The organism is Cognataquiflexum aquatile, from assembly GCF_003316845.1.
Taxonomy (GTDB): Bacteria; Bacteroidota; Bacteroidia; order Cytophagales; family Cyclobacteriaceae; genus Cognataquiflexum; species Cognataquiflexum aquatile.
This window is the reverse complement of sequence record NZ_QMIK01000001.1, coordinates 160231-181032: the sequence shown is the minus strand read 5'-3', so window position 1 is coordinate 181032 and position 20802 is coordinate 160231. Positions and strand designations below refer to the sequence as shown.

20 protein-coding genes are annotated in these 20802 nt (G+C 40.3%); 11 read left to right on the top strand and 9 right to left on the bottom strand.

All coding sequences use genetic code 11. The features are described 5' to 3' along the window. The first annotated feature begins 250 nt into the window (after nt 1-250). Both DQW11_RS00815 and DQW11_RS00810 read left to right on the top strand, forming a co-directional pair. Nucleotides 251-1240: an NAD-dependent epimerase/dehydratase family protein gene (locus tag DQW11_RS00815; RefSeq protein ID WP_113922096.1), complete on the top strand. Its 990-nt coding sequence runs from the start codon at nt 251-253 to the stop codon at nt 1238-1240. After that, on the top strand, nt 1237-2046 hold the full coding sequence (locus DQW11_RS00810) for an SDR family NAD(P)-dependent oxidoreductase (protein ID WP_113922095.1): 810 nt from the start codon (nt 1237-1239) through the stop codon (nt 2044-2046). The genes DQW11_RS00815 and DQW11_RS00810 overlap by 4 nt, the downstream gene beginning before the upstream one ends. A 58-nt stretch (nt 2047-2104) precedes the next feature. On the opposite strand, the gene DQW11_RS00805 is transcribed toward DQW11_RS00810, so the two are convergent. Beyond that, the gene (locus DQW11_RS00805; RefSeq protein ID WP_113922094.1) at nt 2105-2722 is read right to left on the bottom strand and encodes a hypothetical protein; all 618 of its coding nucleotides are present in this window, start codon (nt 2720-2722) and stop codon (nt 2105-2107) included. Nucleotides 2723-3010: 288 nt separating this feature from the next. Between DQW11_RS00805 and DQW11_RS00800 the strand changes: the two genes are divergently transcribed. The 3 genes from DQW11_RS00800 to DQW11_RS00790 all read left to right on the top strand — a co-directional run bounded on the left by DQW11_RS00800 (nt 3011) and on the right by DQW11_RS00790 (nt 6353). Next, a complete protein-coding gene (locus DQW11_RS00800) occupies nt 3011-3724 on the top strand; it encodes a hypothetical protein (RefSeq protein WP_113922093.1) in 714 nt (237 codons plus the stop codon). A gap of 61 nt (nt 3725-3785) precedes the next feature. Further along, entirely contained in the window at nt 3786-4379 is a 594-nt protein-coding gene (locus tag DQW11_RS00795) for a hypothetical protein (RefSeq protein WP_113922092.1), read from the top strand. 102 nt (nt 4380-4481) lie between these two features. Next, nucleotides 4482-6353 (top strand): CocE/NonD family hydrolase, encoded by a 1872-nt coding sequence (locus DQW11_RS00790; protein ID WP_113922091.1) that lies wholly within the window; start codon nt 4482-4484, stop codon nt 6351-6353. Nucleotides 6354-6741: 388 nt separating this feature from the next. Here the strand turns inward: DQW11_RS00790 and DQW11_RS00785 are convergent, their stop codons facing one another. The 4 genes from DQW11_RS00785 to DQW11_RS00770 form a co-directional block, all read right to left on the bottom strand. Then, the gene (locus tag DQW11_RS00785; protein ID WP_113922090.1) at nt 6742-7299 is read right to left on the bottom strand and encodes a hypothetical protein; all 558 of its coding nucleotides are present in this window, start codon (nt 7297-7299) and stop codon (nt 6742-6744) included. 187 nt (nt 7300-7486) lie between these two features. Beyond that, the gene (locus tag DQW11_RS00780) at nt 7487-10123 is read right to left on the bottom strand and encodes a DNA gyrase/topoisomerase IV subunit A (protein ID WP_113922089.1); all 2637 of its coding nucleotides are present in this window, start codon (nt 10121-10123) and stop codon (nt 7487-7489) included. An 89-nt stretch (nt 10124-10212) separates the two neighbouring features. After that, on the bottom strand, nt 10213-12108 hold the full coding sequence (locus DQW11_RS00775; RefSeq protein WP_113922088.1) for a DNA topoisomerase IV subunit B: 1896 nt from the start codon (nt 12106-12108) through the stop codon (nt 10213-10215). 24 nt (nt 12109-12132) lie between these two features. After that, nucleotides 12133-12633, bottom strand: a complete 501-nt coding sequence (locus DQW11_RS00770) for a DNA topoisomerase IV (protein ID WP_113922087.1) — start codon at nt 12631-12633, stop codon at nt 12133-12135. Nucleotides 12634-12757: 124 nt separating this feature from the next. Between DQW11_RS00770 and DQW11_RS00765 the strand changes: the two genes are divergently transcribed. Further along, on the top strand, nt 12758-14008 hold the full coding sequence (locus DQW11_RS00765) for a sterol desaturase family protein (protein ID WP_113922086.1): 1251 nt from the start codon (nt 12758-12760) through the stop codon (nt 14006-14008). Continuing rightward, on the top strand, nt 14001-14396 hold the full coding sequence (locus DQW11_RS00760; RefSeq protein WP_113923145.1) for a hypothetical protein: 396 nt from the start codon (nt 14001-14003) through the stop codon (nt 14394-14396). Before DQW11_RS00765 ends, DQW11_RS00760 begins: the two co-directional genes overlap by 8 nt. Before the next feature lie 258 nt (nt 14397-14654). On the opposite strand, the gene DQW11_RS00755 is transcribed toward DQW11_RS00760, so the two are convergent. Continuing rightward, a complete protein-coding gene (locus DQW11_RS00755; RefSeq protein WP_113922085.1) occupies nt 14655-15584 on the bottom strand; it encodes an ROK family protein in 930 nt (309 codons plus the stop codon). 399 nt (nt 15585-15983) lie between these two features. Here DQW11_RS00755 and DQW11_RS00750 point away from each other — a divergent pair, with 399 nt between their 5' ends. Further along, complete coding sequence (locus tag DQW11_RS00750; protein WP_113922084.1) at nt 15984-16343, top strand: arsenate reductase family protein; 360 nt, start codon at nt 15984-15986, stop codon at nt 16341-16343. On the opposite strand, the gene DQW11_RS00745 is transcribed toward DQW11_RS00750, so the two are convergent. Beyond that, entirely contained in the window at nt 16340-17167 is an 828-nt protein-coding gene (locus DQW11_RS00745) for a CvfB family protein (protein ID WP_113922083.1), read from the bottom strand. The two genes, DQW11_RS00750 and DQW11_RS00745, sit on opposite strands and share 4 nt — an antisense overlap. Nucleotides 17168-17318: 151 nt before the next feature. On the opposite strand from DQW11_RS00745, the gene DQW11_RS00740 reads away from it, so the two are divergent. Together DQW11_RS00740 and DQW11_RS00735 are read left to right on the top strand one after the other, a co-directional pair. Beyond that, nucleotides 17319-18206 (top strand): 3-hydroxybutyryl-CoA dehydrogenase, encoded by an 888-nt coding sequence (locus DQW11_RS00740; RefSeq protein WP_113922082.1) that lies wholly within the window; start codon nt 17319-17321, stop codon nt 18204-18206. 56 nt (nt 18207-18262) lie between these two features. Continuing rightward, entirely contained in the window at nt 18263-18880 is a 618-nt protein-coding gene (locus DQW11_RS00735; RefSeq protein ID WP_113922081.1) for a deoxynucleoside kinase, read from the top strand. 14 nt (nt 18881-18894) lie between these two features. On the opposite strand, the gene DQW11_RS00730 is transcribed toward DQW11_RS00735, so the two are convergent. Further along, nucleotides 18895-19539 carry a DUF7255 family protein gene (locus tag DQW11_RS00730; RefSeq protein WP_113922080.1) on the bottom strand — a complete coding sequence of 215 codons (645 nt, stop codon included), beginning with the start codon at nt 19537-19539 and terminating at the stop codon, nt 18895-18897. 8 nt (nt 19540-19547) lie between these two features. Next, nucleotides 19548-20009, bottom strand: a complete 462-nt coding sequence (locus DQW11_RS00725; protein WP_113923144.1) for a DUF2452 domain-containing protein — start codon at nt 20007-20009, stop codon at nt 19548-19550. A gap of 381 nt (nt 20010-20390) precedes the next feature. On the opposite strand from DQW11_RS00725, the gene DQW11_RS00720 reads away from it, so the two are divergent. Continuing rightward, a complete protein-coding gene (locus DQW11_RS00720) occupies nt 20391-20723 on the top strand; it encodes an Hpt domain-containing protein (RefSeq protein ID WP_113922079.1) in 333 nt (110 codons plus the stop codon). Nucleotides 20724-20802: the final 79 nt, after the last annotated feature.

Sequence of the window (20802 nt, the reverse complement as noted above, 5' to 3'; positions counted from 1 at the left end):
TTGTGAATTCGTCAGATTACTTTTTTATTCCAAACGCATTAATTGCAAATGCTTTGAGTAATTTTCTCAAAATACCCTTATCCTGTATGTTTATTCAAGTTAGTTGCGTCTAATTGCCCATCTTTCTGATATTTTTAGAGTTATTGGTTCAAATCCGTTTTCAAAGCGCATTAAAATCCCAAATCAATTTCGGTTATTATTCTATGTAGGGTAACTTGGTTTCAATATCGGAATTCTTAAAACCAATAGTATGAAATCTTTTATCACAGGAGCATCGGGATATTTGGGGCAGAGGTTGGCTATAAAGCTTGCAGAAAATGGTGAAAAAGTCCACGCCTTGATCCGAAACCCCAAGGCTGTAAAGACCTTGGAGCATCCCAATATCAAGTTTTTTTTTGGCGATGTTTTGGATAATATCAGCATCAAAACAGCCATGGAAGGCTGTGAGACTGTTTTTCATGTTGCTGCCTTGGCAAGAGTTTGGACCAAGAATTCGGATGATTTTTATAAGATAAATGTGGGTGGGACCTCCAATGTCATCCGTATCTCCCAAGAACTGAATGTTTCAAAATTTATCCTGACAAGTTCAACCGGGACCATCGGACCTTCGCTGAATCTTCCCAACAATGAGGAAACCCCAAGATGGAGCAGTTTCAACAACGACTATGAAATCAGCAAATCATTGGCAGACACGGAATTGTTGAAACATGCCGCTAACGGGTTTCCGGGCTTGATTGTCATGCCCTCAAGAATTTTTGGCCCGGGGATAGCTTCCCCAAGTTCGGGAGTCAACAGGATAATAATTGGTTTCATCAAAAAAGGATTTGCCGTCATTCCAAAGCAAAGCGGAGTGATCGGGAATTATGGATTTATTGAAGATATCATCAATGGACATATTTTGGCGAGAGATAAGGGAGCAATTGGAGAAAAATATATCCTTGGTGGGGAAAACAAGACATTGGGAGAACTGTTTGAGGCTATAAAAAATCGGGTAAACAAAAACGGTTTGGTTTTGAAAATTCCTGTTTGGCCTCTGTCCTATTATTCATTGTTTTCTCAGTTTTTGGCAGACCGATTTGGGATCGAGCCAAGAATCACTCCTGATTTGGTCAAGCGGTTAGGTCAAAACTCCGCTTTTGATTGCTCCAAGGCAATCTCACAACTCGGTTACCGCATTACACCTTTTGAGGAAACGATTGAAACCACCATCCGATTTTTATCCCAATCAGAAGACCGATGAAACACTTTGTTTTGATTACCGGAGCAAGTGAAGGATTGGGGAAATCCTTTGCAATAGAATCAGCCAAAATGGGAATGGACCTTTTTTTGGTAGCATTGCCCGATACAGGTTTGCCATCGTTATGTAGCCTTATCAATTCAAATTTCGGGGTTTTTGTTGATTATCTAGAGTTGGATCTAACCGATGACCAAAGTTGTATTCAATTACTTGATCATGTCAAATCAAAGAGTTATCCCATTTCATTCCTAATTAACAATGCCGGTGTAGGCGGGAATTATCTTTTTACAAATGAAAACTTTACCACCTTCAACCGAATGATACAGCTGAACATCAAGGCAACTACCATGATCACACATGGTTTGCTTGATGTCCTTCAAGCTCAAGATACGGCGTTTATCATTAATGTAAGTTCAATAATCGCCCACTTTGAAGGAGCTTACAAACAGGTATATGGAGCTACGAAATCATTTGTCTATTACTTTTCAAAAAGTCTTCAGCATGAACTGGAAAATACAAATGTACATGTCAGTGTGCTTTCTCCGGGAGGAATAAATTCCAATATCAGTCACTTCAGAAAATGTCAACAATTGAATACAATTTCTAAATTGAGTATCCTTGATCCTGAATTTGTTGCCTCCTATGCCATCCAAAAATGTCTTCAAAAAAAGAATCAAATCATACCCGGCCGATTGATGAGGTTCTATTTTTTATTTTCAAAAATCTTACCCGACTTCGTAAAGTATAGATTGGTAAAAAACACAAACGTAAGGATTTTCAAAGCCCAATCCACAATGCAAAGGACATAGGAATAAGACTAAGGCTGTTTGTAGGAATTTAGACTAATAAATTGGCAAGGTATTTAGATCAAAGGTTGTCCAAATACCCCAACAGATTTAGGAAACAAGCCACAGTAAAGGGCGTAACCTGCATTTCGTCCATTTTGGCCAGGTAAATATCCCTGACTTCTTTGTATTTGGAAGGGTTATAAAGCTTGGCCAAAGCAATTCCTCTCGATGACCTGTAGGTGAAATTTTGGGTAACTATGTTTTTGTCCGGATCTTCATTAAAGAACCTCTCCAATTTAATACCTTTTGAATATTGGTCCATCCAGGGAAATCCATCTTTTACCAAAAATTCCTCCACCTTTTCAATGACAGGATTTATTTCCATGTCATTTTCCAGAAAATACCTTTTAGGCATTTTTGGATCAATTTTATCCAAAGTCTCCACCAAGGTGATGCTTCTGTCTTTATAGTCTCCGAGTGTCGGCAAAAATTTATGGATGATGGATTCAACAAGATCGAATCTCACTCCCAGGTGATACTCTAGATAGGACGCATCGTTAAAATGAGTGTGGTGAAAAAATATGATCTGCTTTCCTTGATTGATCGATTTTGAATAGTGCAACTGTTTCTTTTCTAAGCTGAAACCAAAGTCAGCTAAGAATTCTTCATGCAGCAATATCATCTCTTTGATTTTCATGGATTATTCCAATTTTTTGTTATGAATAACGATTATTGTTTGGTCATAGTATAAACTTTTAAATAATTTTTATGTTAAGGAGATCTGTAAATATTTTATACGACAGGACACCAAAGGTTTTATTGGTATATTGGGCTGTTTGAAAACTTTACTTCCTTTCCTAGTTAATATTGATTTGAGGATTCATCAAAACAACTACCACATTCGACCAAAATGTAGTAATCGTATTTTTTATGTATGTAAGATACAAAAATTAGACCATTTCTATTCTCTTATAAAAGAAATATTATGTATTGGGCAAAAATAAGTGATGAAATAGTAAATAAACTACTTCATTTCTGTGGAAATGCAGGATTTAATTTTACTTATGATGCCAATAGAAAAATAATATTGGTTAAAAACTCCAATTTGTCGGAGGAATTTAAAATAAGACATTCCATACACAGCAGATTTTCCGCAGAGGGGAATTCTATTCAAAAACTGGATTTTCAGAATCAGGTCATCATCTCTGTCAAGTCAGGCATGGCCGTTACTGCTTTTTACGAAAATGGCCAATTGGCCGACCATAAGGTGTTTCGGGCCTATATGGTGCGTAAGAAACAAGGGAAAAGCCAAATCAAACATTTGAAGACCAAAGGAAAGTCAAGGGCTGGTTCTAGGGTTCGGCTTCAGGAAACTTTGGAGTTTTTTGAAAGCATAAATGAAAGGCTTCAATTCTATTTTGAAGAAAAACACGTGGACCTGATTGCATTGGGCTGTTCCTCCACTTTGATTCCTTATTTTTTCAACGGTAAAAAAGCTACTCCCTTTGAAAAAACAGACCCACGGATATTCAAAATCCCGATCCATGTCCCCACCGCCACATTTGAAAATATGGAAAAAACCTACCGGTCAATATCTCAAACCAAAATATGGGTAGATGCCGAAAATGAAGCCTTTGTCCGCCCCTATCTTGAACAAATATCTTCTAAACCTGACGAAAGCAAAGAAGAAGACTGGTAAGGACAACGATTCAATTTCTTGGAACAGTTATTGGAGCAATTCGGTCAAATTCACCTTTGATATGTATAAAACCGGTCTCGTTTTGTTTATCTGCATCCAATCTTTTTTTATTCAGGATATTTTTGCACAACGATATGGCAGTGCTTTGGGCCTAAGGATTGGCAACAATTCCAATGGCCGGACCATCGGTTTATCCGGACAGCAGCGTGTGTTTAAGCAAATCACTTTGGAAGGCATCGTCCAATCTGATTTTGATAGGAACACCACTTTTCACCTTTTGGTAGAGAGGCACAATCCCATCATCTCAAAGCGCTTCAATTATTATTTGGGGGCAGGAGTTTCTTCAGGATGGGAGGAAAGTTTTGTTAAAGTACCTGAATCAAACCAAATTATCCATACCTATGGCAATCCTACAACCGGAGTAGATCTTGTGGGTGGGATAGAAATGACTTTGGCCAACACCGTCATTTCACTGGATTATAAACCGAACTTCAACCTTTCGGGCAGAGAAGAATTTTACCGCAGTCAGGTGGGTATTTCCGCCAGGATTGTCTTGGTCAAAAGCAAAGAACAGGATAAAAAAAGAAGGAAGAGGGAGCGTGAAAAGCGGAAAAAAGGAAGAACCCCTATTTTTGAAACCTTTAAAAAGAAATAACTTTTGATTTTACGAATAAGAATTTCCCTTTTGAATAACTTTTTAAGTTCGGATCGACTTTTTGATTAATTTGAATTTTCAACAAGAAAAATTCAAATGACAATGAAAAGGACATATTTATTCTTTCTCTTGGTTTTCCTGCTGCTGGGAACAGACAGTTTTGCACAGGAAAAATCAATATTAGCCCAACTTGAAGAAATCGCCATTATCGACCAAAAGGTCATGATGCCCATGCGGGACGGGGTCAGGCTGGCCACGGATATCTACAGACCCAAGACGGCACAGCCTGTTCCGATAATCTTTTCAAGGACTCCTTATAACTTCAACGCTTACCGAGATGGAGAGCTGCAGGAACGCAGCCTTCAGACCGCTCTTGAAGCGGTAAAGCGTGGCTATGCCTATGTGGTCCAAAATGAGCGCGGCAGATTTTTCTCTGAGGGAGAATGGGATATTCTGGGCACTCCGCTGACTGATGGGTATGATGCATTTACCTGGATGGCGGCGCAGCCTTGGAGCAACCAAAAAATCGGGACTATCGGCTGTTCTTCCACAGCGGAGTGGCAAATGGCGGTAGCTTCACTCAACCATCCTGCCCATGTAGCCTTGGTGCCACAGGCATTTGGCGCAGGAGTCGGCAGGATCGGTAATTATTATGAGCAGGGAAACTGGTACCGAGGCGGTGCAGGTCAGATGCTGTTCACTGCTTGGCTCTATGGCACACAGCACGATCCCATGGCACCAAAATTACCGGAAGGAATTTCTCAGGAAGATTTGTTGAGGCTGCAGAAGTTCTATGACATGGCCCCTAGGTATCCAAAGGTGGATTGGAAAGTGGCCCTGAGTCACCTGCCAGTACAGGATATTATCAAAAATGTCAATGGCCCGCAGGGAATTTATGAGGAAATGATTACCCGGAAGCCCAACGATCCCAAATGGTATGAGGGTGGACTATACCATGACAACATGGAATTTGAAAAGCCAGCCTATTGGTTTGTCTCTTGGTATGATGTCTCTACGAGCCCAAACCTTGCGATGTACAACCATATTATAACCAATGCCAAAGACCCTAAGGTGCGGGACAACCAATATTTGGTCATTGCCCCTACCCTTCATTGTTCATTTACCCGAGCAACAGAAAATACCATTGTGGGTGAAAGAAGCATGGGTGATGCCCGCCTTCCTTACAATGAGATGACCTATGCTTGGTTTGATTATTGGCTCAAAGGTGATCCAAAAAAGGAAATGGCCAAAGTGACTTACTTTACCATGGGTTCCAACAAGTGGCAGACTTCCGACACTTGGCCGCCCAAAGAAGCGGAAATGACCACTTATTACCTGAACAGCGCCGGCAAGGCGAATAGCAGAAACGGTGATGGGATTTTGACCAATAAAAAACCGGGAAAAGACAATCCGGACACTTTCCAATACGATCCCATGAATCCTGTGACTTCCTATGGCGGCAATGTCTGCTGTACCGGCAATGCGGTGCAAGGCGGTTCCTATGACCAACAGGAAATGGAGCTTCGGGAAGATATATTGGTTTACACTTCTGAAGTTTTGGCTGAAGGAATGGAAGTCAGCGGTTTTATCGAATCTACCCTTTATTTGTCTACTGATGTGAAGGATACGGACCTAACCATCAAGCTGATCGATGTCTACCCCGATGGAAAGGCATACAATCTGGATGAAACCATCCAAAGGGTAAGGTACAGGGAAGGCTACGAAAAAGAGATGTTTATGGAATCTGGCAAAGTCTATGAAGTAAACCTCACACCCATGTCCACCTCCAATTACTTCGAAAAAGGACATAGGATCCGGATTGAGGTTTCCAGTTCCAACTTTCCAAGGTTTGACAGGAATATGAATACAGGAGGAAATAATTATGATGAAACAGAGGGTGTGGTTGCAACCAATAAGATCCACCATTCGAGTAAGTATCCGAGTTTTATCAGTTTGCCGATAATGAAAAAATAAAAAGAAAAGTGAGCCGAGAAGTACGATGTACGAAGTTCGATTTACGAAGGGAGAAATAAGAGGTGAGAAGTTAGGAGTGTAAGGTAGGTTAGAATTATGAATGAATAATTCTGAATGGGATGAATAAAAAAGGCACAAAAGATGTATTTTTTTTGTGCCTTATTTTTTTGAGATTATAAAAATTCAAATTCTTTAACACTCCTTTATTTTGGCAAGATTTTTTATCAAATTTCATTTAAAATCAACGTAAATACTTCATTAGAAGCAAATTATGAAATTTTTGAAGTAAATTTTAAAAAATATCACCTGAAGAAACCTGAATGTTGATTATTGAAACTCAGGTAATCATAGAAGCATACAATAAAGTATTTTCTCGATTTGGGATAACTTAATCTTTTTGAAATTTTATCTTTTTTCCTTCATCAAGGGAAGGCTTAAACCAATTATAATATCCGAAAACATTTTTCCGCACTATTAACATCAGGGATATATTAATTAAAAATAAGGCAATATATATCCATGACAGCATAATCAGCGCATCATAATCTACATCATCTTTCTCCACCGTACCCATATCTTTCAAGGTATTGAATACCCCAAGTATCATCCAAATAATGCCCGGTAAATAAGCATCACCATTGAATTTCCATATTTCGATTAAAAGGTAGGTAGTAGCTACCAATGTGATTAAAACTTTAAGATCAAAATTGATAAATATCCCAAAGGAACCAAGAAGTTCGATTATGAAAAAAAGGACCCAAATACAACATATTATTGAATGAATGAGTCTGAATTTTTTCTTTGTGTCCGGTGAGGGAATAGATGCTAAAACTCTCCTTAAATGATCATTATCCGTTGATTGGCAATACTCTTCATAAACTTCATTCTTTGATTTTCCACTTTTAAGGCTTTTTCTGATTTCAGATTTTATGTTCTCATTCTTCATACTTAAATTTTGAAGGTGATCACAGGTAAGGATTAATCGGGTCAAAACAAACCCAATTGATCTTTTCCGTTTTTGCAAGGTGGATTATGAATCAATAATTCTGACAGCGTTCGAGAAATGGGGATTAAAATAAGGCACAAAAGATAGATTTCTTTTGTGCCTTTTTGATGATATAGGGAGCTAAGGATCAGAACAAATCGAGTTGGTCTTTGTCGTCTTCTTCTTTTTTGATTTTGAATTCGATGGTGGTTCCAATCTCCAAATCCTCCTCCCCTGTTTCTGTATCTTCTGGAGTTTCATCGGGAATTTCGGTTTCCTCAGAGATTTTGGCGGTGCTTTCTATCAGAGAAACTTCCAAAACCGGATAGGAAGACAGTTTGTTTCCGATCGCTTTCCAACCTTTGACATCAATCAGGATATCGAGGTCAAACTCCTGTTCCTCTTTCTCTTTGCCTTTCTGAAGGACTGCTTTCACCTGAGGTTGCTTTTCAGTGGAGACGATTTTCAGGAATGACTGTTTGTGGTCAGAAATGAGGTTAAATTTCTTGTTGATGGTGGTGGTTTCGATCAGGAATCGCTTGACAAAGAAGGATTTGCTTACCCCATCGAAATAGACTGCTGAAATCACTTTTTCAGGATCAAATTTCTGGATCAAAACAACCTCATTGGCTTCATAGCGGTTGGTAAGTTCAAAGGTAGTCAGCTCATAATCCCCGTTTTTGTAGAATACGATGATCCTGTCTTCGCCTAAGAAATTGCCGATTTTGCGGCCTCTTTGGTCGGTATTGAGCCTGCCGATAGAGGCATCAAAATAGATATCAAGACCTCCTAAGGTGGATGTTCCTGCCATTTTCCATTGAATTTTGCGGACAGGATATTTGGTCAGGATATTTCCTCCTGCTGCACGTCCTTTGATCTCGATGGTGCTGAAATCAAAGTCAAATACTTTGATCTTGGCTTTGGCACCTTGGGTAAGGAAAATGGTAATGACTTCTGCTTCACCATTTGGATTTGCGGTCAGGTACATGACTTTGGAACCTTTTGTGCCTTTGGTCAGGTCATATTCACGGTCTCGGGTCACCCCAATTACCTGAAAACGCTTCACCATAGCCTTGCCTGATTCACCATCAAGGTAGACCATGTTGTAAACCATGCGTTCGTCTCCTTTGCGGAAGATGGCGACATGGAGGATATCTTTGCCCACAAATCCCTTTTCCTGGATTTTGGTCACAACGCAATTGCCATCCCTGCGGAATACGATCACATCGTCCAAATCAGAGCAATCACATACGAATTCATCCTTTTTCAATCCATAACCCACAAATCCATCAGCCCTGTTCACATAGAGCTTGGCATTGTTGGCGGCGACGACAGTGGCTTCGATGGTGTCAAAAGCCCTGATCTCGGTTTTTCTTTCTCGCCCTTTGCCATACTTGTCCAAGAGGTTTTGGTAGTATTGGATAGCATATTCAGTCAAATGCCTCAGGTGGTGATTAACCTCTTTGAGCTCTTCCTGAAGCCTTCTCATGAGTTCGTCAGCTTTGAAAGCATCAAACTTGGAGATACGCTTGATTTTGATTTCTGTCAGCCTGACTATGTCTTCGGTGGTAATTTCTCTATAGAAATCCGGCTTGAAAGGTTCCAAACCTTTGTCTATCGTCTGGATGACTGCATCCCAGGTTTCACATTCCTCTATATCTCTATAAATCCTGTTTTCGATGAATATTTTTTCGAGAGAGGAGAAAAGCAATTTCTCCATCAATTCTGCCTTCCGGATTTCCAGTTCCTTTTTGAGGAGAGCCTTGGTCTGCTTGGTATTGTATTCCAATATGTCATTGACAGAAAGGAAAACAGGCTTGTCGTTGATGATCACACAGGCATTTGGAGAGATGCTGACCTCGCAATCCGTAAAGGCATAAAGCGCATCAATAGTCATGTCAGGAGATTGCCCCGGTACCAATTGGATCTGGATTTCTACATCTTTGGCCGTATTGTCTACTACTTTTTTGATCTTGATTTTACCTTTGTCATTGGCCTTGATGATCGATTCTATCAAAGAATTGGTCGTGGTACCAAATGGTATGTCTTTGATCAATAGGGTTTTATTGTCTTCTTCTTCAATTCTTGCTCTGACTTTTACCCTTCCGCCTCTTACGCCTTCGTTATATTCTGAAAAGTCCGCCATTCCCCCTGTAGGGAAATCAGGCAGGATGTGTGTTCTTTCTCCTTTGAGGATTTGAATAGACCCCAAGATCAGTTCACAGAAGTTGTGTGGGAGTATTTTGGTTGAAAGTCCCACGGCGATACCTTCCACGCCCTGGGCCAATACCAAAGGGAATTTTACAGGAAGGGTGACAGGTTCTCTTTTTCTTCCATCATAAGAAAGTTGCCATTCAGTGGTTTGGGGATTGAAAACCACTTCCAAGGCAAACTTTGACAATCTCGCTTCAATGTATCTTGCCGCTGCTGCACCATCCCCTGTTCTGATGTCTCCCCAATTGCCTTGGGTTTCGATCAGGAGATCTTTTTGCCCCATGTTGACAATGGCGTCTCCAATAGAAGCGTCGCCATGTGGATGATACTGCATGGATTGGCCGATGATGTTGGCGACTTTGTTGAATCGACCATCATCCATTTCCTTCATGGCGTGCAGGATCCGGCGCTGCACAGGCTTGAGGCCATCTTCAATTGCCGGTACGGCACGCTCCAGAATTACGTAGGAGGCATAATCTAAAAACCAGTCTTTATACATTCCTGTTACGGGAATGGATTCATGCAGGCTTCCTTCTTTTCCTTCCGGAGTTTCGTTGATTATATCGCTCATGCTATATTTTGAATGGTTTGATGGCCATTAGACCATCTTTATTTGGGGATATGTTGATAGACTTTCCTTTTGGGAAGCGGGAATTGGATTTAAGCGGCTTCGTGCTCTTCTTCCTGCTTTTTGGAAGGATCATCAAAAACGATGTCTTTTTCTATTTTGAGGTTATCGATGATGAAAGTCTGCCTGTCAGGGGTGTTTTTGCCCATGTAGAAATTCAGTAATTCTACAATTTTGGTTTCCTTGCTTAGGATAATCGGTTCCAGGCGGATGTCATCTCCTATAAATTTTCCAAACTCTTCAGGAGAAATCTCTCCCAAACCTTTGAAGCGGGTGATTTCGGCGGTTTTCCCGATTTTGTGGATCGCCCTTTGTCTTTCTTCATCGGTATAGCAATAGATGGTTTCCTTCTTGTTTCTTACCCTAAAGAGCGGCGTATCCAGGATATAAAGGTGGCCGTTTTTGACCAAGTCGGGAAAAAACTGGAGGAAATAAGTCATGATGAGCAAGCGGATATGCATGCCGTCAACATCAGCATCTGTGGAGATGACTATTTTTCGGAAACGGAGGTTTTCAATTCCGTCCTCAATGTTCAAGGCATGTTGCAGCAGGTTGAATTCCTCATTTTCATATACCACTTTTTTGGTCATGCCATAGCAGTTCAAAGGCTTACCACGTAGTGAAAATACCGCCTGAGTCTGCACATCACGTGATTTTGTAATGGAACCTGACGCAGAATCCCCTTCAGTGATGAAGAGCATGGTTTTGTTTTTCTGCTCCTCGTCGCCTTTTGCATCGTCATAATGTACCCGGCAATCTCTCAGTTTTTTATTGTGGAGGTTGGCTTTTTTAGCCCTTTCGTTTGCCAGTTTTTTGATACCGGAGATTTCTTTTCTTTCCCTTTCGGACTGCAAAATCCTTTTGAGCAAGGCATCTGCTACAGCCGGGTTTTTGTGAAGGTAGTTGTCCAGAGCGGTTTTGACGAAGTCATTGACAAAAGTCCTAAGGGTAGGTCCATCCGGCCCAATGGTCTGGGAACCCAACTTGGTTTTGGTTTGAGACTCAAATACCGGTTCCATGACACGGACGGCTACAGCAGCCACCACGCTTCCTCTGATATCTGAGGCATCATATTCTTTCTTATAAAATTCCCTGATTGTCTTGACGATGGCCTCTCTGAATGCAGCAAGGTGGGTTCCGCCTTGAGTTGTATATTGGCCATTCACGAAGGAATAGTATTCCTCTCCATATTGGTTGGAGTGTGTGAGGGCTATTTCAATGTCATTTCCTTTGAGGTGGATAATGGGATACCTGATACTTTCCTCGTCCACCTTTCTCATCAGCAGGTCATAAAGTCCCTTTTCAGAGAAAAACTTTTTGCCATTATAATTGATGGTCAGACCGGCATTCAGGAAAGCATAATTCCATATCTGGTTTTCGAGGTATTCGGGGATGAAATGGTAATTTTTGAAAACCCCTGCATCCGGGGAGAAAACAACTTTGGTACCGTTCCTTTCAGTGGTTTTTTCAACAGGGCGGTCTTCGACCAAAATTCCTTTTTCAAATTGAGCTACTTTTGTTTCCCCGTCGCGGAAGGACTGTACTTTGAAAAAGTCGGAAAGTGCATTCACCGCTTTGGTACCGACACCGTTCAGTCCCACAGATTTTTGAAAAGCACCTGAATCGTACTTGCCGCCGGTATTGATTTTGGAAACACAGTCTATGACTTTGCCCAAGGGAATCCCTCGGCCGTAATCGCGGACTTCCACTTTGTGCTCGGATATTTTGATGTCGATGGTCCTGCCATAACCCATCATGTGTTCGTCGATACTGTTATCAAGGACTTCTTTGACCAAAACATATATCCCGTCATCTTGGGCACTTCCGTCTCCAAGTTTTCCGATGTACATACCTGGTCTTAGCCTGATATGTTCCCTCCAATCCAACGACTTGATGCTGTCTTCGTTGTATTTTACGTTTTCTGCCATGAAAATTTGCTACAGGTAATTTGGTTAAATGGTACTGTTATTTCTGATTGCATTGAATTTCTGCAACAATATCCAAAACAAAACGATAATCCAAACCAGAAAAAGAATAGGGATCAGATAAAAGAAAAAGGAATAACTGCCCGAACCTATTTCATTCTGGTTGTTGATGGCATGGATGAATAAACTCATGATCGCAAGGGAAATATTGATCACTCCAGTGAAACTGTAAATCCATGTAAGCATATAATCCCTGAAAACATCACCTGTGGGAAACAGCTGCCTGAATGTTTTGGTACTCTTGTTTTCAATCAGTTTTGCAGGTGTAATGAGGACAAAATTCAAAACCCCGAAAAGTATGATGCCAATGTAAAAGAATGTCCCTTTGGAAATTTCTTTTGTTGCATACCCGTTTTCATCGAGTTCGTAAGCGATAATATCGGGCATAGCCGAATAGAAATACAGGAAGGTGAATAAAAACAGGAGAATTGAAATGAAATGAAATACTTTTCCGAATCGGTAATACATAAAACTAGTTGATTTTGGTCGCTAATATAAAGATTAATGATGGTACAAATCCGAAACTGTTTTTTCCTTTTTGGGTTTTTATAAGTAGATTTCCAATCCAAAAACCCAAATAGCTGATAGAAAGATGAATCTGAGTCCTGTCGTAATCGCCATCCCGATGTACTTTATCCTGATGGGGATTGAGTTGCTCGTTTTGAGGTTTCAAAAAAACCCTACTTATAGGCTGAATGATGCCATTACCAACATTAACCTCGGAGTGGTCTCCCAAGTTTCTGGTGTTTTTCTCAAAGTGCTTTCTATCGGTATTTACACTTTCTTTTTTGAGAAATTCGGTTTGTTTCAGATTCCAAACAACGTATGGACTTTCTTTATCCTGTTTTTCCTTTATGATTTGTGTTATTATTGGGCGCATCGTCTGAGTCATGAAATCAACCTTTTTTGGGGCGGTCATGTTGTCCACCATTCTTCGGAGGAATACAATCTTTCTGTAGCTCTGAGACAAAGCTCCACGCAGACGATCTGGACATTCATGTTTTACCTGCCTTTGGCGGTAATCGGATTTGATCCGGTGATGTTGGTGTTGGTGTCCGGCATTAACTTGCTATACCAGTTTTGGATCCATACAGAAGCGATTGACAGGATGGGTTTTCTAGAAAAATTTATGAATACCCCTTCCCACCACCGTGTACATCATGGGCGCAATCCCAAATACATTGACAAAAACCACGGCGGTACCTTTATCATCTTTGACAAGTGGTTTGGTACTTTTCAGGAAGAGGAAGAAAGGCCAACTTATGGTATTACGACTCCTGTGCAAAGCTGGAATCCTGTTTGGGTAAATATTTCCCATTATGCGACGATGAAAAAGGAATTGGAAATGATTCCAAACCTAAAAGACAAAGCACGGTATCTGTTCAATAAACCCGGATGGCTTCCGGAATACCTTGGAGGCTACCGTCCCGTAAAAGATGTGGGTCCTGATTACAAAAAATTCGATACTACCGTGCCTTTGGCCCTCAATTATTATGTGTTTTTCCAGTACGTAGTGCTGATGGGTTTGACGGCCTTTTTCCTTTTCAATCTGGGCAAATTTGACTGGATGACCAAAGTTGGCCTATCCACGCTGATTGTTTGGAGTACTGTAAGTTTCTCCGGGATTTTTGAACAAAAGAGATGGTATCATGTTCAGGAGGTTCTAAGGGTGGCGGTATTTGTTTTGGCAAATTGGTTTATCCTAAAAGAACTGGCGCCCGAGAACATATCCATTGTTTTCCTTTCTATTTATGCAGCCCTCTCCTACTTTTGGCTTTGGTTTAATTATGGAACTGTTAAAAATTTCCAAAAATCAGTCAATCAAACCCCTCAAAATGCGTAATATTTTTATTGTTGTTTTTGGAATAATTTCATTTTCAGTCCTTTCCTCCGCCTGTTCCAGCAAAGTGGACCTCAAAAATGTGAATCTCGAAAACTGGAAAAATGACAGAGATGGTTGTATTGGATTACGAATGCAAGAATTAGAAGCTTTTAGGGTAGTTAAAAATGATTTGTTGGGAAAAGACAACCAATCAATTATCAAGACTTTTGGAAGGCCTGACAAAGTCGAGTTGACAGACAGGAGCCAATCTTTTTTCATCTATTTTATCAATCCGGCACCATCGTGTCCGGAGTTTGATGCCGCAGCCGAAATGCCTATGAAAGTGATGCTCAGGATGAATGCTTACAGTAGGGTAAGTGAGGTGGTAATCAGCAGGTTGGATCCGTGAGAAAATGGTTAAAGGTTAATTGGTTAGAGGTTAAAAGGTTGGAAAAGTTTAAGGGTTGGGAAAGAGTAAAAATTCTGAATTATTGATATTCATTGATATTTGATATTTATGGATATTGATTCAAAAATTAGGGTTAGCTTATATTTTACCCTCAATTGATTGGATAAATAAATTTGAAATTTAGAAATTATCCAAAAAAAAAGGTTTTAAGGAACCTTGTGAACCTTAAAACCTTCTAATATTTTAACCTTAAAACTCTTAATCTTCATCCATAAAGCACAAAGCTGCCGCCCCAAGGGTACCGGCATTGTTGGCCAAAGTCGCCCTGACCAACTGGAGGTCTTTTACATAGTAAGGAGTCAGATACTGTCTGACAGTCTTGTCCAAAGAAGGCATCATATATTCTAATCCTGCTGAAATTCCACCTCCAAAATAGACATGGGTCACGTCCAGAATTCGGATGGTAGACACGATGGCTTCACCCAAAATCCTCCCAACTTCCTCGAATACCATCAGAGAAACCTCATTTCCTGCTTTTGCGGTATCGACCAAGAGATGGGTACCAAGCTCTTGGTCTATCAGTTCACCCGCGAGTCTTGGATAACCTTGGATAAACCGTTCCATAATTTTGAGGATGCCGTTTCTTCCTACCAACTTCTCCAATCCTTCGTTTCCGCGGGAAAGCATGTGGCCCATTTCCATGGCATTGCCACGCGATCCTTTAAATATTTCCCCATCCAAAACCAATGCACTTCCGATTCCTGTTCCCATGGTGATGAAAAGGAAATTTTCAGGAGGATTGTTTTTGCCATACCTGTATTCACCGATAGCAGCGGCAGCGGCATCATTTTCCAGATAGAATGAAATACCGGGATATCTTTTTTTGAGTTCACCCTTGAGGTTATAGCCGTTCAGGTCAGGGATGGCAGGGATTTCAAGTGTGGTTGTTCTGTTTTTGGAGATCAAACCGGGCAAACCGATACCTACTTTTTTGACTTCAGGATATTTCTTCAGAATGTCAACCATGTTGTCTGCAAAGCAGACACTGAAACCTTTGGAGTCATCACGGTATGGTGCTGTGTCGATTTTATCAAACGAAACAATTTCCCCTTGTTTGTTGACAAGGCCAATTTTTAGATGGGTCCCTCCGACATCTATTCCCAAAAAATGTTCCTGTTCTTTGCTCATTGTTATTTTTCAATAGGTTTTAAACCCTAAAATAATAAACAGATTGTCTTACTTCCTACAATCTTTGATAAAGTCTTTAAATATTTCAAAGACAAGAATACAAATCAAAGTAGTTCTGAGGGTTAAGTCTGTGATAAAAAGGCGTTTTCAAAGTTGAAAAAATATGAGAGAATGAGTTGATTTTTTTAAGCAACCAAATTTCATTCTTTGCTTCCTTCCAAAAAAATATAGAAGCTCCTGTAGCTGCATTCAAACCTCAATTTCATTGGATGGCAGTTTTTCAGACTTTTTTGTAGAATTTCCGGACAGATAAAAATTCATTATTGTGAAATTTGAAGGCATATTCCTTGGTACTTCCTCTTAAAAAATGTATATTAAATGTCTGTAAACCAATAGACTATGAAAGGACATCCCAACGAATTGTTTTTCTACTTCAATCCAAGCCATCAAGTAGACAAGCAGATGAGGGCTTATGCAAAGTCCGTAGCCCGACATATCAATGAAATCAACATCGAGAAGGAATCCATTACGATGACAGGTTGGAGGACGATTTTGGATAAGTTAAACCTCAGGCCAAAGGACCTGATGAACAGGGCTCATCCCGATTACCAAAATCTGATTGCGGGAAAATCCTGGGATGATGAAGGATGGCTCAACATCCTAATCAGAAATCCACACTTATTGAAAGCACCTATAGCCATAAAAAAAGACAAAGCAGTACTTTGTCTTACGCCAAACCATATTCTGGAACTGGACTAGACGAGTCTGATTCCATCCTCATGGATAGTAATTTTTTTGGCTTTATACAGTTGACCTATTGACTGTTTGAAATGTTTTTTACTCATTCCCAATAACTCTTTGATAGACTCAGGGGATGATTTATCTTGAAGGGGCAAAAATTTCCGGACTTTTAAGGCTTCCAGGATTTTTTCAGCCCCTTCCTCGTATTTTTCCCTGCCTGATGGTAAAAGCTGCAAGTCAATTTTGCCGTCATCGCGGCGTTTTTTGACAAAAGCCTTGGTTTTGTCCCCTACTTTGATGGGTTGAAAGACCTCATTTTTATAAATCAATCCCTCATAACTTCCGTCAATAAGTGTTTTGAAACCCAAATCGGTTTCTTCAAAAATCAGCGCATCTATTTCCTGACCTGAAACATATGCCTGCGTGTCGCTCAGGATGAAATCCTCATATTTTGATACGCCGATCAAGCGGTTGGTCTTGTAATCCTGACAGACCATTACCAGGTATTTACCCCCGACTTCCATGGTTTTGCCCATTTCTGATTTAGGAACAAAAAGGTCTTTAGGAAGACCCCAATCCATGAAAGCACCAAAATCCGTGATTTCCTTGGCTTCCATGACGGCAAATTCATCCAATAATGCGGTTGGCCTGTTGGTGACTGCCACAGGTCGGTCTTCACTGTCTGTATAAACAAAAACTTCCAGTTCCTCTCCCTCTTTCTCCTCACCTTTGAGGTAGCTTTTTGGCAATAAAACTTCCCCGCCTTCACGCAGTGCAAGGTAAGCACCATTGGCAGTGAACCTGTTTATAAGGAGTGAACTGATTTTTCCTAATTCTTTCATGGCCCAAAGTTAGCCATTTTATATGATTGAGAATTGGATTTGCTTCCGAATCAAATTAGATTTGGTCAAAATTTGACGGGGAAAATCAAATCCTTTTCGGTACATTTTTCATTTCAATAGTTAACTACCTGAATACTAAACCCAAATCAAAATGAATACTATTTCTGTTATTGGTTCCGGAACAATGGGAAACGGAATCGCCCATGTTTTTGCCCAATATGGCTACCACGTCTGCCTCATAGATGTCAATCAGGCTGCCTTGGATAAGGCTTTGGTTACAATTTCCAAAAACTTAGACAGGCAAGTGACCAAAGGAACTTTGACTGAATATGACAAGCAGGACACCTTGAGCCGCATCCAATCTTTTAATTCCCTGAAAGAGGGTGTGAAGAATGCTGATTTGGTGATTGAGGCTGCAACAGAAAACCTTGGTGTAAAATTGGATCTCTTCCGCCAATTGGATGAATTGTGTCCCAAGAATACCATTTTGGCTACCAATACTTCTTCTATTTCAATAACAAAAATAGGTTCTGTTACAAAGCGGCCGGACAAGGTGATCGGCATGCATTTTATGAATCCGGTTCCCGTGATGAAGCTTGTGGAGGTGATCAAAGGATATGCTACTTCCAAGGAAACAACGCAATTGGTGATGGAAATCTCCTCCAATCTCGAAAAAACACCGGTAGAGGTGAATGATTATCCGGGTTTTGTGGCCAATAGGATTTTGATGCCGATGATCAATGAGGCTATCTATACATTATTTGAAGGGGTGGCGGGGATTGCAGAAATCGATACGGTAATGAAGTTGGGTATGGCCCATCCTATGGGGCCATTACAGTTGGCGGATTTTATAGGCCTTGATGTCTGTCTTTCCATTCTGAAGGTATTGCATGATGGTTTTGGAAATCCGAAATATGCGCCTTGTCCACTGTTAGTCAATATGGTGGAAGCAGGTTTTAAAGGTGTGAAAACAGGCGAAGGATTTTATGTATATACGCCGGGAAGCAAAGACCTCAAGGTGTCAGCAAGGTTTAAGTAAGGGCTTAGCATTTTGGGATTTGGATAAATAGGGCGAAGATTAAAGTAAAAACTACCATGCACATAGCGGTATCAGGAAATATAGGAAGTGGAAAAACTACTTTAGCCATCAAATTGGCCAAGCATTACGGTTGGCATGCAGAGTTGGAAGCGGTAGAAAATAATCCCTATCTAGCTGATTTTTATGAAGATATGAAGCGTTGGTCATTTCATCTTCAGGTATTTTTCCTCAACAGCAGGTTCAACCAAATCAAACGGATCAGGGAAGGCGGTTTGTCGGTGGTTCAGGACAGGACAATCTATGAAGATGCCTATATTTTTGCAGCCAATCTCTACAAATCAAAATTGTTTTCAGAAAGAGATTATGAAAATTACCTTTCCCTGTTCGACTCGATGATCAATTTTGTCAAACCACCCGACCTGCTGATTTATCTGAAGGCTGATATCCCCAAATTAGTGGGCCAGATTGAGAAAAGGGGCAGATCCTATGAAAATGCCATCCGGATTGATTACCTAAAAAACCTGAATTCCCATTACGAAGAATGGATCGGTGGCTATGATAAAGGTAAATTGTTGATTGTGGATGTCAACCAGATGGACTTTGTGGAGTATCCCGAAGATTTTTCATCGATTGTACAGCGGATAGACAGAGAGATTTTTGGCTTGTTTTCCTAAAGATGCTTGGACTTTCAAACCAATTTCCTTGAAAACCAATTCAAGATACCTTGTTGGTTTTCCTCTTTTGGGTGCAACAACAAATCATCTATTTTTTTCAGGCTTCCCCCAATCATGAGGTTTTCATAGAGCGGTATTCTGATGAGTTTATAGCCGTGAAGTCGGCTTACGAGATCATATTGGGTGTCGTTGTAGGCATTCAGTTTCCATCCGGAGGATCCATTTGCTGAAAGGTCCCCGGGAGGTTCGCTTTTCCCAAAAAGCTTTCCTGCAATTGGCGGCCCGTTCCAAACCCTTTCCTGTAACCCCGTCTTTAGGCATTCCTTTTCATAAGTCCTGCAAAGCCGGAGATATGCCTCTGCCCAAGGGAAAGAAAAAACTTCATACAAGGAGGTTTTGAGCGTTGCCAGCCTGTACCTGTTAAAATGCACCTCGTCGTCATAGAGAAATACATGTCTGTTGATCTTGAAGTCGAACCTCAGCTTTTCGAGAAGGGGAACATTTCCATTTCCTCCAAGACCCGAAAAGGCTTCATTCAAAAGGATCTCCCCCTTTCCTTTAAGAAAGCCGGGGTTGACATCCAACTGGTAGTTGTGTTCTACTTGGAGGTCAGAATCTTTGAGGATCCTGTAAATATTCTCCACTTTTAAATGGTGCATGGGCAAAATTAACCATCTTTTCGGATGATTTCCCAAGTGTGGTCCGCCAGGAGTTTAATTTCAGCGATGAACTTGGAATGCTTGCTTTTTCTGCCCCATTCTTCGGGTGCCACCAAACTTAGAAAATCAGATCCATCTTCCTTTTCATACAAAAAATAATGGTGGTTGATAAGCGGTTCAAAACCCATGGATGTTTTATAAATTCTCTCAGAGATCTCTACCCTTTTTTGGATCAGCTTGGCTTGGTCAGCCAAAAGCTGCATCTGTTGGTAGATTTGGGCCATCTGCATTTCGGTTTGGGAATGCATCGCAGCCACTGCCCTACCTGTTATTTTTCCTTTATCTTCCGGCTTGATGAGAGCACTTCCAGACTGATGGGCATAGGGTAAAAGACCCGGAATGTCAGTGGTCTTTTCTTTCATTTTATCCAGATCGATCAGGTTGACATCAATCTTTTGTTTCTTTGACATTTGCATCTAAGGTGTCTGAGGGGGCTATTCTTTCTTTTAAATTCCGTTTGGATCCCGGAAAGGTTGTCTTTCTTGACATATCAATTCCTATCCAAAGCATGCACAAAGCAAATAAGGCAGCGAGCACCAAGAATACGAGTTTGTTTTTTTTCATAGCAATAAAAAGTGAAACATGAATAACTTTAAGATGTTTTGAGAAGTTAAAATTAGGAGTTAATTTGTTGATATAAAATCTGAAACTATCGCAGAATGAACATCTTATAAATTTTATTGAAAGCGGTGAAATCGTGATTTTAAAAAAAAACAATAAAACCACTTTTATTTATTTTGAAATACATAAATTTGATTGTTATATACTCCTTACAGCTATTTGAATATTTTATGTATCAGCTTATTAGCCCGCAAACAATTTTTCAGTATTTCGGCGATGACGACAAAGAAATGTTGCAGGAAATGATCCAGATAATTCTGGATTCAAACCTGAAGGATTTAAAAAACATGGATGAATTGTATGCTACTCAAGATTGGGCCCAGATCAAGAGGAGATGCCACAAAGCAAAGCCAAGCTTAAGTTATATCGGTGCCATTCAGACCAGAAAAATATTGGAAGCAATCGAGGCAGATCTTGAAAATTCCCATCAGCATTTCAATGAATTGCTTCATGACATTGAGATTATTGAAAAAGAATTACACACTTTCCTTGATTCCCTGTAATCAAAACCATTTTTTTACCTCTTCCCATTTTTTTATTTTCAAATCAATACGGTTCTTAGAACTTTATTCCCATCATCAG

What these genes read in the sequence shown, in the direction of transcription:
- DQW11_RS00815 (WP_113922096.1), top strand. Translation starts at nt 251, where the DNA reads ATGAAATCTTTTATCACAGGAGCATCGGGATATTTGGGGCAGAGGTTG.
- DQW11_RS00810 (WP_113922095.1), top strand. Translation starts at nt 1,237, where the DNA reads ATGAAACACTTTGTTTTGATTACCGGAGCAAGTGAAGGATTGGGGAAA.
- DQW11_RS00805 (WP_113922094.1), bottom strand. Translation starts at nt 2,722, where the DNA reads ATGAAAATCAAAGAGATGATATTGCTGCATGAAGAATTCTTAGCTGAC.
- DQW11_RS00800 (WP_113922093.1), top strand. Translation starts at nt 3,011, where the DNA reads ATGTATTGGGCAAAAATAAGTGATGAAATAGTAAATAAACTACTTCAT.
- DQW11_RS00795 (WP_113922092.1), top strand. Translation starts at nt 3,786, where the DNA reads ATGTATAAAACCGGTCTCGTTTTGTTTATCTGCATCCAATCTTTTTTT.
- DQW11_RS00790 (WP_113922091.1), top strand. Translation starts at nt 4,482, where the DNA reads ATGAAAAGGACATATTTATTCTTTCTCTTGGTTTTCCTGCTGCTGGGA.
- DQW11_RS00785 (WP_113922090.1), bottom strand. Translation starts at nt 7,299, where the DNA reads ATGAAGAATGAGAACATAAAATCTGAAATCAGAAAAAGCCTTAAAAGT.
- DQW11_RS00780 (WP_113922089.1), bottom strand. Translation starts at nt 10,123, where the DNA reads ATGAGCGATATAATCAACGAAACTCCGGAAGGAAAAGAAGGAAGCCTG.
- DQW11_RS00775 (WP_113922088.1), bottom strand. Translation starts at nt 12,108, where the DNA reads ATGGCAGAAAACGTAAAATACAACGAAGACAGCATCAAGTCGTTGGAT.
- DQW11_RS00770 (WP_113922087.1), bottom strand. Translation starts at nt 12,633, where the DNA reads ATGTATTACCGATTCGGAAAAGTATTTCATTTCATTTCAATTCTCCTG.
- DQW11_RS00765 (WP_113922086.1), top strand. Translation starts at nt 12,758, where the DNA reads ATGAATCTGAGTCCTGTCGTAATCGCCATCCCGATGTACTTTATCCTG.
- DQW11_RS00760 (WP_113923145.1), top strand. Translation starts at nt 14,001, where the DNA reads ATGCGTAATATTTTTATTGTTGTTTTTGGAATAATTTCATTTTCAGTC.
- DQW11_RS00755 (WP_113922085.1), bottom strand. Translation starts at nt 15,584, where the DNA reads ATGAGCAAAGAACAGGAACATTTTTTGGGAATAGATGTCGGAGGGACC.
- DQW11_RS00750 (WP_113922084.1), top strand. Translation starts at nt 15,984, where the DNA reads ATGAAAGGACATCCCAACGAATTGTTTTTCTACTTCAATCCAAGCCAT.
- DQW11_RS00745 (WP_113922083.1), bottom strand. Translation starts at nt 17,167, where the DNA reads ATGAAAGAATTAGGAAAAATCAGTTCACTCCTTATAAACAGGTTCACT.
- DQW11_RS00740 (WP_113922082.1), top strand. Translation starts at nt 17,319, where the DNA reads ATGAATACTATTTCTGTTATTGGTTCCGGAACAATGGGAAACGGAATC.
- DQW11_RS00735 (WP_113922081.1), top strand. Translation starts at nt 18,263, where the DNA reads ATGCACATAGCGGTATCAGGAAATATAGGAAGTGGAAAAACTACTTTA.
- DQW11_RS00730 (WP_113922080.1), bottom strand. Translation starts at nt 19,539, where the DNA reads ATGCACCATTTAAAAGTGGAGAATATTTACAGGATCCTCAAAGATTCT.
- DQW11_RS00725 (WP_113923144.1), bottom strand. Translation starts at nt 20,009, where the DNA reads ATGTCAAAGAAACAAAAGATTGATGTCAACCTGATCGATCTGGATAAA.
- DQW11_RS00720 (WP_113922079.1), top strand. Translation starts at nt 20,391, where the DNA reads ATGTATCAGCTTATTAGCCCGCAAACAATTTTTCAGTATTTCGGCGAT.